Origin of the sequence: Mesorhizobium sp. M0676 (assembly GCF_040320535.1) — a bacterium.
In the GTDB taxonomy this organism is placed as follows: Bacteria; Pseudomonadota; Alphaproteobacteria; order Rhizobiales; family Rhizobiaceae; genus Mesorhizobium.
On the sequence record NZ_JAMYPU010000001.1, the window covers coordinates 331,877 to 345,165 of the forward strand.

The window sequence follows — 13,289 nt, forward strand, 5'->3', positions numbered from 1 at the left end:
CTACTCAACCTCGCGCAGCCGGTACCCCACCCCGGTCTCGGTGGTGATGTAGCGCGGCTGGTCGGGTGATTTTTCGATCTTCTGCCGGAGCTGGCGGACATAGACCCTGAGATACTGCACGTCGGTCGAATCGCCCCACACCTGCTTCAGAAGGAAATGGTGGGTCAGCACCTTGCCGGCATGCTGCACCATAATGCGCAATATGTCGTACTCCTTGGGGGAGAGCTTTATCTCCTTGCCTTCGACCTTGACGATGCGCTTGACCAGGTCGACGCTGAGATCGCCGGTGTGGAACACCGGCTTTTCGCCCTGCTGCTGGAATTTGTGGCGCAGCGCGACGCGGATGCGGGCGACCAGCTCGTTCATGCCGAACGGCTTGGTGATGTAGTCGTCAGCGCCGAGTTCGAGCGCCGCGACGATGCCGGCTTCGTCGGTGCGGCTGGACAGGATGACCACGGGCACGTCGAGGCCGTCGCCGCGCCATTTCCGCAGGAGATCGAGGCCACCCATGCCGGGCAGGCCGAGGTCGAGCAGGATCAGATCCGGCTTTTGTGCATCGACGAGTTCGATCGCAGCGTTGGCGTTGGGCGCTTCGCTGACCGCATAGCCCTGGCTGCCGAGGCCGACGCGCAGCAGTTTGCGGATCGGCGGCTCGTCGTCGACGACCAGTATGCTGACGTTGGAATTTGTCATGCCGGATCACCAGAGTTTTGCCCGTCCGCGTTCCGTTCGTCCAGGCCGGGCGATCGTGCCGGCTTCGGCATGCGGATGGTGAAGACCGCGCCTTGGCGATCGCTGCGGTTCGCCGCCATGATCGTGCCGCCCATCGCCTCGATGAAGCCCCGGCAGATCGACAGGCCGAGCCCGGTGCCGGCCTGGACCTGATCGCGCTTGCGCACCCGGTAAAAGCTGTCGAAGACGCGCTCCAGGTCGGCGGGCGGAATGCCCGGTCCCTCATCCATGATCTGCAGCGCGACGGAGCCATTGTCGGCCCAGCCCTGCAGCCGGATTGTCGATCCCTGTGGCGCGTATTTCGCGGCATTGTCGAGCAGATTGAACAGCATTTGTTCGAACAGCACGGGATCAAGCTTCAGCATCGGCAGGTCGGCCGGAATATCAACCTCGGTCTTGTGCCCGGCAGTGATCTTGCGTGCCCGCTGCAAGGCCGAGCCGACGACATCGCCGACATAGTGCAGGGCGAAATTCGGTTCCATGGCGCCCGATTCAATCTTGGTCATGTCGAGCAGATTGGCGATGAAGCGGTTCAGCCGTTCGGACTCGTCGAGCACGGTGGTCAGCAGCTCGGCCCGATCGTTCTCGGGCAGTGCCGGCGCAAATTCCCTGAGCGTGCCGGCCGCGCCCATGATGGCCGCCAGCGGCGTCTTCAGATCATGCGAGATCGACGTCAGCAGTGCCGAGCGCAAGCGGTCGGCCTCGGCCGCCAGCCTGGCGCGGTCGACATCGGCGACCAGCTGGATGCGCTCGATGGCAACCGCCGCCTGGTCGGCCAGCGCGTCGAGCAGGCGCTGTTGCTCGGGCGTCAGCAGCGGGCCTTGCTTGTCATTGTCGAGGCCGACGACGCCGACGGCCGTGCGTGCGGTGCGCAAGGGGAGGTAGAGGCGTTTTGCCCCGGGCAGGGTATCGGCGCCACGGCCGGCAGCCCGGTTGTGTTCCCAAGCCCAGCGTGCAGCCGCGATGTCGGCCTCGGCCAGCGTGTCATCGGGGGGATAACCGGCCTTGACGGTGATCGTGCCTTCTTCCGGCAAAAGCAGCACCACGCGCAGCTTCAGCATCGAGGCGATCTGGAAGGCTGTGGCCCACAAAACGTCGTCGAGCGTGCCGGCGCCGGCGAGCTTCTTTGAAAAGAGGTAGATGTCCTCGGTGGCCCGGGCGCGTGAACGGGCGGCGGCTGCCTGACGCTGCACACGCGCCGTCAGATTGCTGGCGATGACGGCAACGACGAGGAAGACGGCGAAGGCAACGATGCTCTCCGGATCGCGGATCGTCATCGTGTAGCGCGGCTCGAGAAAGAAGAAGTTGAAGGCAATGGCGCTGAGGAAACAGGCGTACAGCGCCGGCCACAGGCCAAAGGTCACTGCCGATGTCAGCACCGCCAGCAGCAGCACGCTGGCAAGGTTGCGAACGTCGAGGAACTGATCGAGGACGGCGCTGACGGCAAGCGCGCCGGCGACATAGACCGTCGAGAAAAGATAAGGCCAGATTTGAAATGGCGTCTGCTCGGCCGCCGCCTTGACCCTCGACGTGGCCTCGTTGTCGCGCTCCGTTCCTGAAATGACATGGACGCTGATATCGCCGGCATTGCGGATCAGATCGTAGGTGAGCGAACCCTCGATCAGTTCGCGCCAGCGCGAGCGGGTCGGCCTGCCGACGACGATATGGGTGAAGTTGTTGGCCGTGGCGTGGCGGACGATGTCCTGGGCGACGTTCTGGCCCGGAATGGTCGTCACCTCGGCGCCGAGCTGCTCGGCCAGGCGCAAGAGCGTGGCCAGCTGGTCCTTGTCTTCCTCCGACATGGCGGCCGAACGCGGCGTGTCGACATGCAGCGCCGTCCACGGTGCGCGCAGCCGGTCGGCCAGCCGGCGCGCATAGCGGACACGAGACGCTCCGCCCGGACGCGCATCGACGCAGACGAGCACCCTTTCGCCCGCCGCCCAAGGGCCGGGAATCGCGTGCGACTGCATGTGGTTGAGCAACTGCTCGTCGACGCGCTGGGCGGTGCGGCGCAGCGCCAATTCCCGAAGCGCGGTCAGATTGCCCGGCGAGAAATAGTTTTCGACTGCGCGCTGGGCAGTGTTGGGGAAATAGACCTTTCCCTCTTTCAGCCGCTTGATCAGGTCGTCGGGCGTGAGGTCGATGATCTCGATGTCGTCGGCCTGGTCGATGATGGAGTCCGGGACCGTTTCGCGCACCCTGACGCGGGTGATCTGTGCCACGACGTCATTCAGGCTCTCGACATGCTGGATATTGAGCGTGGTGTAGACGTCGATGCCGCGCGCAAGGATTTCCTGGACGTCGAGATAGCGCTTGGGGTGGCGGCTGCCGGGTGCGTTGGTGTGGGCGAGTTCGTCGACGAGCACCAGCGCCGGCCGGCGGGCGAGGATGGCGTCGATGTCCATCTCATTCAGCACGCGGTCCTTGTAGTCGACCTTCTGGCGCGGGATGACCTCGTAGCCTTCGACCAGCGCCAGGGTTTCCTTGCGGCCGTGGGTTTCGACGATGCCGATGACCACGTCGATGCCGTCGGCAAGCATGGCGCGGCCGGCCATCAGCATTTCGTAGGTCTTGCCGACACCGGGTGCAGCACCCAGAAATATCCGCAGGCGGCCGCGCTCTTCCCGTTCCGCATGCTCGAGCAGCGCGTCCGGAGAGGGTCTGGTATAGTTGCTTCTGGCGTCCGGCATCAGGCTCGATCATGAACGGCGCCGAGGATCGTGTCGATCCCTGGCCCCTGGCTTCAGAGATTGTCTCTCACTGCTTGGTATCGTCCAGTGCCAGGTTGAGCGCCAGCACATTGACGACCGGCTCGCCGAGGAAGCCGAGTTCGCGGCCTTCGACATGGCTGTCGACAAGCGCCTTGACCTTGGCTTCGTCGAAGCCCCTGGCCTTGGCCACCCGAGCGACCTGGAAATAGGCGGCGTTCGGGCTGATGGCGGGGTCGAGGCCGCTGCCGGACGTCGTCACCAGATCCATCGGCACCGGCTGGTTCGGGTTCTCCGCCTTCAGCTTTGCAACATCGCCCTTGATGCGGTCGATCAGCTTGGGGTTGGTTGGACCGAGATTGGAGCCGCTGGACGCTGCGGCGTTGTATCCGTCGCCGGCAGCCGAGGGGCGGCCATGGAAATACTTGTCGTCGGCAAAGCCCTGGCCGATCAGTTCGGAGCCGATGACCGTGCCGTTTTTCTCGATCAAGCTGCCATTGGCCTGGTGCGGAAACAGCGCCTGGGCGATGCCGGTCATGCCCAGGGGATAGATCAGGCCGGTCAAAACGGTGAAAAAGACGATCATGATAACAGCGGGTCTTATCTGAGTGAGCATGGACGTATTTCCTTAAGCGAGGCCGAGGCCGGTGACGATCATGTCGATCGCCTTGATGCCGACGAAGGGAACGATGATGCCGCCGAGGCCGTAGACCAGGAGGTTGCGGCTGAGCAGCGCGCCGGCGCCGATGGCGCGGTATTTGACGCCTTTCAGCGACAGCGGGATCAGAGCGATGATGATCAGCGCGTTGAAGATGATGGCCGACAGGATGGCGCTCTGCGGCGTCGCCAAGTGCATGATGTTGAGCGCTTGCAGGGGGCCGATTGTATGTCCCGGCGCAACGTAGAAGACGGCAAACATGGCCGGGATGATGGCGAAGTATTTGGCGACGTCGTTGGCGATCGAGAAGGTCGTCAGCGAGCCGCGCGTCATCAGCAGCGCCTTGCCGATCTCGACGATCTCGATCAGCTTGGTCGGGTCACTATCGAGGTCGATCATGTTGCCGGCCTCGCGGGCGGCAACCGTGCCGGTGTTCATGGCGACGCCGACATCGGCCTGCGCCAAGGCCGGCGCGTCGTTGGTGCCGTCACCGCACATGGCGACCAGCTTGCCCTTGGCCTGTTCGTCGCGGATCAGCTTCAGCTTGTCCTCGGGCGTGGCCTGGGCGAGGAAATCGTCGACGCCGGCTTCGGCTGCGATCGCCGCCGCAGTCATCGGATTGTCGCCGGTGATCATCACGGTGCGGATGCCCATTTTGCGCAGTTCGGCAAAGCGCTCGCGGATACCACCCTTGACGATGTCCTTGAGGTGGACGACGCCGAGCAGGCGGCCGTCACGCTCGACGGCCAGCGGCGTGCCGCCGGACTTGGCGATCTCGTCGGCGATCGCCTGGAGATCCTTGACGGTGTCGCTGCCGGGGCGCGTGCCGTGAGTGGCCGATGACGACTGGCTGACATAGGCGAGCACCGAATCGACGGCGCCCTTGCGCACCGACGAGCCATCGATGTCGACGCCGCTCATCCGGGTCTGCGCGGTGAAGGGCACGAAGCTGGCATGCAAGGTTGCCATGTCACGGGCGCGGATGGCGTATTTCTCCTTGGCCAGCACGACGATTGAGCGTCCCTCAGGCGTCTCGTCGGCGAGCGAGGCGAGCTGCGCGGCATCGGCCAGTTCCTGTTCGGTGACGCCCTTGACCGGGCGGAATTCGGTGGCCTGGCGGTTGCCGAGCGTGATGGTGCCGGTCTTGTCGAGCAAAAGCGTATCGACGTCGCCCGCCGCTTCGACGGCACGGCCGGACATGGCCAGCACGTTGAAGCGCACCAGGCGGTCCATGCCGGCAATGCCGATGGCCGACAGCAGGGCGCCGATGGTGGTCGGGATCAAGGTGACGAACAGCGCGACCAGCACCGTCACCGGGATATAGCCGCCGGAATAGGAGGCAAAGCTCGGGATCGTGGCGGTGGCCAGCACGAAGATCAGCGTCATGCCGACGAGCAGGATGTTGAGCGCGATCTCGTTGGGCGTCTTCTGGCGCGAGGCACCCTCGACCAGCGAGATCATGCGGTCGAGGAAGGTGTGGCCGGAGGCGGCTGATATGCGCACGCGAATCCAGTCGGACAGAACCTGCGTGCCGCCGGTGACCGCCGAACGGTCGCCGCCGGATTCGCGAATGACGGGTGCGGACTCGCCGGTGATTGCCGCCTCGTTGACCGAGGCCACGCCTTCGATCACTTCACCGTCGGACGGGATGATGTCGCCGGCTTCGACCAGCACGATGTCGCCAACCTTCAGGCTGGTGCCGGGCACCAGCTTGAACCTGGAGCGGTCTTCGCCGGCAAGCAGCTTGGCCTGGGTTTCGGTGCGCGCCTTGCGCAGCGAATCGGCCTGCGCCTTGCCGCGGCCTTCGGCGACGGCCTCGGCGAAGTTGGCGAACAGCACGGTGAACCACAGCCAGATGATGATCTGCAGCGTAAAGCCGAAATCGCCGCCGCCGGTGGCGAGATCCTTGACGAACAGGACCGTGGTAAGAAGCGAGACGATGGCGACGACGAACATCACCGGGTTCCTGACCAGCGTGCGGGGGTCGAGTTTCCTGAAGGCGCCGCCGATGGCCGGCCACAGGATGCTGGCATCCATGATGCTCGCGGATTTGGACTGGCTCATTTGGTGGCTCCAGTATCTGAACTGTTGGCCGGCACCGACCGATCGGATGCCGAAAAGAGGGGCGGCGGGCCATAGGCCAGCAGCCAGATCACGATCATGACTGCCGCGAGGCCGAGGAAGGTAGATACGCTGGGGAAGGGAGGGGGCGTTTCCTCCCCCTCATTGCCGGCTCGTGGGCCGGCTCGCGGCCGGGCCTTCATGCGTTTTGGGTAGAACCAGGACATGACAAGCCTCAGAATGTCTGGCCGTTGATGGCAGCTAGGTGCTCGACGATCGGTCCGATCGCCAGTGCCGGGAAGAAGGTCAGGCCGACGACGATCAGGATGACGCCGACGAGCAGGCCGACGAACAGCGGGCCGTCGGTCGGGAAGGTGCCGGCGGAAGCCGGAACCGTCTTCTTCGTCGCTAGCGAGCCGGCAATGGCAAGCGCTGGAATGATGACGAAAAAGCGACCCACCCACATGGAGATGCCGAGCGTGATGTTGTACCAGGGCGTGTTGCCGGAAAGGCCGCCAAAGGCCGAGCCGTTGTTGGCCGCCGCCGAAGTGTAGGCATAAAGAACCTCGGAGAAGCCATGCGGACCGCCATTGGCCATCGAGGCGACGGCGCTTGGCAGCACGACCGCTATTGCCGTGAAGACCAGCATGACCAACGGCAGAGCGAGGATGGCGAGCATTGCCATCTTGACCTCCTTGGCCTCGATCTTCTTGCCGAGATATTCGGGCGTGCGGCCAACCATCAGGCCGGCGACGAACACGGTGATGACGATGAACATGACGATGCCGTAGAAGCCGGCGCCGACGCCGCCGACGATGACTTCGCCGAGCTGCATGTTGAGCATCGGGACCAGGCCGCCAAGTGCTGTGAACGAGTCATGCATGGCGTTCACCGCACCGCAGCTCGCAGCCGTGGTGATGACGGCGAATAGGGCCGAAGCGGCAATGCCGAAGCGGCTCTCCTTGCCTTCCATGTTGGCGCCGTCGACGCCCAGCGCATGGACCAGCGGATTGCCCGCGGCTTCCGCCCAGTAGCAGATAACGACGCCAGCGATGAACAGCACACCCATCGTGGCCAGGATCGCCCAGCCCTGGCGCTGGTTGCCGACCATGCGGCCGAAGACGTTGGTGAGTGCAGCACCCAGCGCGAAGATCGTCACCATCTGGATCATGTTGGAGATGGCGTCGGGGTTTTCGAAAGGATGCGCGGCATTGGCGTTGAAGAAGCCGCCGCCATTGGTGCCGAGCATCTTGATGGCAACCTGCGAGGCGACGGGCCCAAGGGCGAGCGTCTGCTTGGCGCCTTCGAGCGTGGTGGCATCGACATACGGCCCCAGCGTCTGCGGCATGCCGAGCCAGACATAGACAAGGGTGAGCACGATGCTGAGCGGCAGCAGGATGTAGAGCGTGCAGCGGGTCATATCGACCCAGAAATTGCCGATCGATTTGGCCGAGGCGCGGGCGAAGCCGCGGATCAGCGCCACCGCGATGGCAATGCCCACGGCGGCCGACATGAAGTTCTGCACGGTCAGGCCGGCCATCTGCACGAGGTAGGACAACGTGCTTTCGCCGCCGTAATTCTGCCAGTTGGTGTTGGTGACGAAGCTGACGGCAGTGTTGAAGGCGAGATTGGGTTCGACCGATGCCATCCCGGCCGGATTGTAAGGCAGGACGCCCTGCAGGCGTTGCAGAAAGTACAGCACCAGGAAGCTGGCAAGGCTGAAGAAGATGATTCCTGCCGCGTAGGTCGTCCAGTGCTGCTCCTCGCGCTCGCTGGTTCCCGAAATGCGGTAGAGGCCGCGCTCAACGGGCCCGAGTATGGGCGAGAGAAAGGTGCGATCGCCATTGAAGACGCGGTACATGTAGCCGCCGAGCGGCTTCACCAGCAAAACGACGATCCCGCAATAAACCAGGATCTGTATCCATCCGTTGAGTGTCATGGCTTTCCGTGCCTTGCTTCAGAAGCGTTCTGGGCGAACGAGGGCGTATGTCAGGTAGACGAGCAGGAACAAGGTCACGCCGCCACCGAGGATGTAATCGACAAGCATGGTGCGATCCTTCTGCTTAAAGAGCGTCGCAAGCTTTGATGTAGGCGAGGGAAAGACCGAAGAACAAAACCTCGATCCCGATGACGACAATGTCCATGTGTGTTGGTCCTTGCTTCTGCTTGTATTTGGCGCCAGCGATTGGCGAGCCAGAAATTCCATGAGAACGGCCCGCCGTAACTCTGGGGTCACGGCGTCCGCAGCGTTTTGCTCGAGATGGAATATGGACCCGATCGCCATAAAGGTTCGAGACGGGGCCGGGAGGAAAGATATAAAATTCCTATAAAGATTTCCGGGAGATGGCTCCGTTCCGGGCCGCCAGAAACCGACGCCATGATATCGCGACCCCTCTTGCGGCGGCTCCGTCTTTCGAAACAATGGGAACGCAAAGTGAGGGAAAAACAGATGCTCGACATGGCACCATCGAAACAGGCGGCGACATGGCTTTGCGCGCTTGCACGGGCGCTGGAAGCTGATGACGCCGAGGCGGCCGCCAACCTGTTCGTCGAGGATTGCTACTGGCGCGATCTGCTGGCTTTCACCTGGAACATCACCACGATGGAAGGCCGCGATGAGATCCGCGACATGCTGCAAGCGACGCTGGCGGAAGCGAAGCCCTCACACTGGACGCTGTCCGGCGAGGCGACCTCGGATGAGGGCACCGTCGAGGCCTGGTTCACCTTCGAGACGTCTGTCGCGCGGGGCGAAGGGATTGTGCGCCTCATGGATGGCCGCTGCCGGACCTTGTTCACGGCGGTGCGGGAGCTCAAAGGGTTCGAGGAGCAAAAGGGACCGGCGCGGCCGCTCGGCATCCGCCACAAGGCCGACCCTGCACGCGAGACATGGGCGGAGGCGCGGGCGCGCGAGACGCGCGATCTCGGCGCCACTGAGCAGCCCTATTGCCTGGTCATTGGCGGCGGGCAGGGCGGCATCATGCTCGGCGCGCGGCTGAGGCAGCTCGGTGTGCCCACAATCATCATAGAGAAAAATGCGCGCCCCGGCGATTCCTGGCGCAACCGTTATCGCTCGCTCGTGCTGCACGATCCGGTCTGGTACGACCATCTGCCCTACATTCCGTTCCCGGAGAACTGGCCGGTGTTCACGCCCAAGGACAAGATGGGCGACTGGCTGGAGATGTATGTCAGGGTGATGGAGCTCAACTACTGGGTCGCCACCAAATGCGTCAGCGCCAGCTATGACGAGGCCGAGAAGGTGTGGACTGTGGTGGTCGACCGCGTCGGCCGGTATATCACGCTGAAGCCTAGGCACATTGTCTTTGCCACCGGCGCCTATGGCCCGCCGCGGCAGATCGCGTTGCCCGGCGCCGAGACCTTCAAGGGCGAGCTGCTGCACTCCAGCCAGTATGCCAGCGGCGAGAAATTCCGCGGCAAAAAGGTCGCGGTCATCGGCGCGGCAAGCTCCGGGCACGATGTCAGCGTCGATCTCTGGGAGAGCGGCGCCGATGTCACCATGATCCAGCGCTCGCCGACGACAGTGGTGAAATCCGACACTCTGATGGAAGTCGGCTTCGAGATCTTCTCGGAAAAGGCTTTGGCGCGCGGCATCAGCACCGACAAGGCCGACCTGATCGTCGCGTCCACGCCGTTCGCGCTGGTGCCCAAGGGCCAGCGAGATCTTTACGAGGTGATCAAGGCGCGCGATGCGTCCTTCTACGACCGGCTGCGCGCCGCCGGCTTCGCCATCGATTTCGGGGAGGACGAGACCGGGCTGTTGATGAAGGCCTACCGCACCGGCTCCGGCTACTACATCGATGTCGGCGCCTGCGAACTGATCATCAATGGCGAGATCAAAGTGAAGAGTGCCGTCGGCATCAAATCATTGACGCCGACCGGCATTGCCTTCGACGACGGCAGCGAGCTGGCGGTCGATGCAATCGTCGCCTGCACCGGCTACCAGTCGATGAACGAGACGGTGGCAGCCATCGTCTCGCGCGAGGTCGCCGACAAGGTCGGGCCATGCTGGGGCCTCGGCTCCGGCGTCAAGGGCGATCCCGGTCCTTGGCAAGGCGAATTGCGCAACATGTGGAAGCCGACGGCGCAGGACGCGCTGTGGTTCCACGGCGGCAATCTGGCGCTGTCGCGGTTTTACTCGAAATATGTGGCGCTGCAGATCAAGGCGCGGATGGAAGGGATTGCGACGCCGGTGTTTGGGGCGGTTAGTAACGCAGGGCGCGAGCGATCTCCTCCCCCCTTGAGGGGGAGATGTCGCCGAAGGCGACAGAGGGGGTCGCCGCGCGTGGAGCGCTGACCTCCAGCTGCCGCGAGGAGCTTGCGTCCGGTCGAACCGACCCCCTCTGGCCTGCCGGCCATCTCCCCCTCAAGGAGGGAGATTATCCACGCCCGAAATGCCGTGCCGCGACCTCGACATGCGTATGTGCCGCATGCGGCTCGAAGCGCTCGGTCTCGTTGTGGTCGGGCGCCTCGTTCGGCCACCAGACACCGCCGATAACAATGCCTTCTGAGACCAGCCGCTGATCCGCGATCAGCGCCGCACCGACCGCATCGACGAAGGTAAAGCGCCCGGGGCGCAGTCTCAGCACCGCGACATCGCCGACACCGCCAACTTTCAGCGTCCCAAGCTCCGGCCTGGCGATCGCCTCGGCTGGCCTTTGCGTGGCGGCGCGCAGCACCTCGACCAGCGGCATGCCCAGCGCCATTAGCTTCGACATGCAGACCAGTATGTCGAAGGCCGGACCGTCGACGCAATAGAGATGCACGTCGCTGGAGATGACGTCGGGCGCGAGGCCTTCGGCCAGCATCGCTTTCGCCACGGCGAAGTCGAACGATCCCATGCCGTGGCCGATGTCGAAGATGACGCCGCGTTCGCGGGCCAGCCGCATGTCCGGCCGCACCGCGCCGGAAGCGAACACCGGCGCATTGGGGAATGGCCGAAAACAATGGGTGAGGATGTCGCCGCGGCGCAGCCGCGGCAGCACTTCGGAGCGGCCGGGCGGCGGTTCGTCAATATGCGCCATCAGCGGCAGGCCGGCCTGGTCGGCGGCTTCCAGCGCGAGATCGACCGGCGCGATGCCGCTGGCGCCGCCGGCATGCTTACCGGAGCGCACTTTTACGCCAACGACGACATCGGCGTGCTCGCGCACCGCAGCCACCGTCTCGCGTGGCTCGCAGAGCCTGAGATCGCTGCATTCGCCGACCGAGACGCTTTGTGAGAAGCCGAATATGCCGGCAAAGGAGATGTTGACGTAGGCGAGAATACGCACCTTCGAGCGCTCGATGACATGGCGGTGAAAGCCCAGAAAATTGCCGGCGCCGGCGCTGCCGGCATCGATGAAGGTGGTGGTTCCGCTCTTGGCCGCCAGCCGGTCGGCGTCGACGCCCAGCGAGGTGCCGCCCCAATAGACATGGCTGTGCAGGTCGATGAGGCCGGGCGTGACAATGCAATCACGAGCGTCGACTATCTTGGTGGCGTGCTCGGCATCGATCGCCGCCTCGATGGCCACGATGCGTCCGCCCGCAACGGCGACATCGCGCGGCGCGTCCAGGCCCGAGGCCGGATCGATCAGGCGGCCGCCCTTGATCAGGAGATCGAACTGCATCGGCGCCTGCCTCTCTCTTTGTTTCGGGGCATGATCTTTGGACAAAACGGTTTCCGTTTGTCCGAGAAAACCGGTTTCCACTTTTCGGGATCATGCCCCGACTGGTCAAACCGGCCGGTAAGCGACGGCTTCGACCTCGATCTTGATGTCGATCATCAGCCGCGATTCGACCGTGGTGCGGGCCGGCGGATTTTTCGGGAAGTGCTTGGCGTAGACGGCATTGAAGGCGCCGAAGTCGCGCGCGTCCTCGAGCCAGACCGTGGTCTTGACGACATCGTCCATGGTGCAGCCGGCCAGCGCCAGTGCTGCCTTCACATTCTGCAGCACCTGCTCGGTCTGCTCGGTAATGCCGCCCTTGACCACAATGCGGTCGCCGTCGACCGGCACCTGACCTGAGATGTAGACGAAATCCCCGGCGCGCACGGCCGGCGACAGCGGCACGTGGGATGTTCCAAAACACTCTTTGGGCAAGGGAAACTCCTGTTCAGAATGGCGGGCCGCGCCCCGTTTTCGCCGACCGCTCTACGCCTGTCCCGGTGATCCTCATAGGGGGCTTTTTGGAATGCAACATTTTTCCAAACGCGTGTTGCTTTATCGCAGGCTCGCCAGCATCTTGCGCGTCGCATTTTCCCGACAGGAGATTTCAATGACCTTCGACAAGAACCCGTTTCCAGAGGGCGATGCCGATCGTCACGCGCTCTGGGAAATGCTGGTGCGGCGCGACATCGACGCCTTTATCGGTCAGGACTGGTCGATGGTCGAGGATGATTTCCTCGCCGACAGCTTCTTCGGCATGCATGCGCATTTCCTCAGCGATGCCGACGCCTGGCGTCTGCAATTCCCGAGCCTTGCCGTCTATCGCGACGAATGGCTGCGCCAGGCCAAGGAGACGGCGGCGACCGAATTCGCCGAGCCGCTGCGCGAGGCGCTGTTTCGCGTCACCAACATGCGCGACATCGACGTCGATGGCGACCGGGCCGTGCTGCACAAGAAGTTCAACGGCTCGGTGGCCAAGGCCGATGGCAGCGTCGACAAGCTGAAATGGCAGACGCTGTATTTTTGCAGGAAGGTGGCGGGCCACTGGAAGATCGGCGGCTTCGTCGGCTACATGCCACATCCCTTGGGGATCTGAGTCTTGCCGCTTATGCTACCGCCGGCCTTCGCGCACGAAGACGTGCGCCTCCCGGGCTGCAGTTGTAAAAGCTCGCCAACCGAACTCACTCGAGCTCAAGCGAGTTGAACGGCACAGGTTCGTCCAACAGGGCTAGCGGGAGCGGTGGTCGAACACGACCGCCATGGTCTTACCAATTGCCGCCATGACCACGAGTTCGACGAGATCGTCGTCGCTGTCGACACAGGTTGGATCCATGCGGCGGATGGCGTCGAGCGCCGCTCTAGTCGAGACGGTATCGCCGGCGCGGAATCTGGAAAGCGCAGAGGAAACAAGGTTCTGGGTTGTCACGTCGATGACAGGTACGCTCGGCACTACGTTCATGGCTTCCTCCTGCC

12 protein-coding genes are annotated in these 13,289 nt (G+C 63.7%); 2 read left to right on the plus strand and 10 right to left on the minus strand.

Going from position 1 to position 13,289, the window contains the following annotated elements; all coding sequences use genetic code 11:
• From NKI35_RS01620 to NKI35_RS01650, 7 genes are all read right to left on the minus strand, one after another.
• On the minus strand, nt 1–693 hold the full coding sequence (locus tag NKI35_RS01620) for a response regulator transcription factor (protein WP_023669714.1): 693 nt from the start codon (nt 691–693) through the stop codon (nt 1–3).
• Nucleotides 690–3,422 (minus strand): DUF4118 domain-containing protein, encoded by a 2,733-nt coding sequence (locus NKI35_RS01625; RefSeq protein ID WP_352738187.1) that lies wholly within the window; start codon nt 3,420–3,422, stop codon nt 690–692. The genes NKI35_RS01620 and NKI35_RS01625 overlap by 4 nt, the downstream gene beginning before the upstream one ends.
• A 67-nt stretch (nt 3,423–3,489) precedes the next feature.
• Nucleotides 3,490–4,056, minus strand: coding sequence for a potassium-transporting ATPase subunit KdpC (gene kdpC / locus NKI35_RS01630; RefSeq protein WP_031209129.1), 567 nt, complete (start codon nt 4,054–4,056; stop codon nt 3,490–3,492).
• A gap of 12 nt (nt 4,057–4,068) precedes the next feature.
• Entirely contained in the window at nt 4,069–6,162 is a 2,094-nt protein-coding gene (gene kdpB, locus NKI35_RS01635) for a potassium-transporting ATPase subunit KdpB (protein ID WP_352738190.1), read from the minus strand.
• Nucleotides 6,159–6,386: a hypothetical protein gene (locus NKI35_RS01640; protein ID WP_023686545.1), complete on the minus strand. Its 228-nt coding sequence runs from the start codon at nt 6,384–6,386 to the stop codon at nt 6,159–6,161. Before NKI35_RS01640 ends, kdpB begins: the two co-directional genes overlap by 4 nt.
• An 8-nt stretch (nt 6,387–6,394) precedes the next feature.
• Nucleotides 6,395–8,098, minus strand: coding sequence for a potassium-transporting ATPase subunit KdpA (kdpA, locus tag NKI35_RS01645; protein WP_023699137.1), 1,704 nt, complete (start codon nt 8,096–8,098; stop codon nt 6,395–6,397).
• An 18-nt stretch (nt 8,099–8,116) separates the two neighbouring features.
• Complete coding sequence (locus NKI35_RS01650; protein WP_023669708.1) at nt 8,117–8,206, minus strand: K(+)-transporting ATPase subunit F; 90 nt, start codon at nt 8,204–8,206, stop codon at nt 8,117–8,119.
• A gap of 402 nt (nt 8,207–8,608) precedes the next feature.
• Between NKI35_RS01650 and NKI35_RS01655 the strand changes: the two genes are divergently transcribed.
• On the plus strand, nt 8,609–10,471 hold the full coding sequence (locus NKI35_RS01655; protein ID WP_352738193.1) for a flavin-containing monooxygenase: 1,863 nt from the start codon (nt 8,609–8,611) through the stop codon (nt 10,469–10,471).
• Nucleotides 10,472–10,553: 82 nt separating this feature from the next.
• Here NKI35_RS01655 and NKI35_RS01660 read toward each other — a convergent pair whose 3' ends face one another.
• Entirely contained in the window at nt 10,554–11,780 is a 1,227-nt protein-coding gene (locus tag NKI35_RS01660) for an amidohydrolase/deacetylase family metallohydrolase (protein WP_352738195.1), read from the minus strand.
• A gap of 105 nt (nt 11,781–11,885) precedes the next feature.
• On the minus strand, nt 11,886–12,251 hold the full coding sequence (locus NKI35_RS01665; RefSeq protein ID WP_023683098.1) for a RidA family protein: 366 nt from the start codon (nt 12,249–12,251) through the stop codon (nt 11,886–11,888).
• 175 nt (nt 12,252–12,426) lie between these two features.
• On the opposite strand from NKI35_RS01665, the gene NKI35_RS01670 reads away from it, so the two are divergent.
• Complete coding sequence (locus NKI35_RS01670; RefSeq protein WP_023686540.1) at nt 12,427–12,912, plus strand: hypothetical protein; 486 nt, start codon at nt 12,427–12,429, stop codon at nt 12,910–12,912.
• 132 nt (nt 12,913–13,044) lie between these two features.
• Here the strand turns inward: NKI35_RS01670 and NKI35_RS01675 are convergent, their stop codons facing one another.
• On the minus strand, nt 13,045–13,275 hold the full coding sequence (locus NKI35_RS01675) for a hypothetical protein (protein WP_023669703.1): 231 nt from the start codon (nt 13,273–13,275) through the stop codon (nt 13,045–13,047).
• Nucleotides 13,276–13,289 lie beyond the last annotated feature (14 nt).

Bases quoted from the DNA above. Each gene is read 5' to 3' on its own strand.
- kdpB (WP_352738190.1), bottom strand. From the start codon at position 6,162: ATGAGCCAGTCCAAATCCGCGAGCATCATGGATGCCAGCATCCTGTGG.
- NKI35_RS01675 (WP_023669703.1), bottom strand. From the start codon at position 13,275: ATGAACGTAGTGCCGAGCGTACCTGTCATCGACGTGACAACCCAGAAC.
- NKI35_RS01670 (WP_023686540.1), top strand. From the start codon at position 12,427: ATGACCTTCGACAAGAACCCGTTTCCAGAGGGCGATGCCGATCGTCAC.
- NKI35_RS01625 (WP_352738187.1), bottom strand. From the start codon at position 3,422: ATGCCGGACGCCAGAAGCAACTATACCAGACCCTCTCCGGACGCGCTG.
- NKI35_RS01655 (WP_352738193.1), top strand. From the start codon at position 8,609: ATGCTCGACATGGCACCATCGAAACAGGCGGCGACATGGCTTTGCGCG.
- NKI35_RS01620 (WP_023669714.1), bottom strand. From the start codon at position 693: ATGACAAATTCCAACGTCAGCATACTGGTCGTCGACGACGAGCCGCCG.
- NKI35_RS01660 (WP_352738195.1), bottom strand. From the start codon at position 11,780: ATGCAGTTCGATCTCCTGATCAAGGGCGGCCGCCTGATCGATCCGGCC.
- kdpC (WP_031209129.1), bottom strand. From the start codon at position 4,056: ATGCTCACTCAGATAAGACCCGCTGTTATCATGATCGTCTTTTTCACC.
- NKI35_RS01640 (WP_023686545.1), bottom strand. From the start codon at position 6,386: ATGTCCTGGTTCTACCCAAAACGCATGAAGGCCCGGCCGCGAGCCGGC.
- kdpA (WP_023699137.1), bottom strand. From the start codon at position 8,098: ATGACACTCAACGGATGGATACAGATCCTGGTTTATTGCGGGATCGTC.
- NKI35_RS01650 (WP_023669708.1), bottom strand. From the start codon at position 8,206: ATGCTTGTCGATTACATCCTCGGTGGCGGCGTGACCTTGTTCCTGCTC.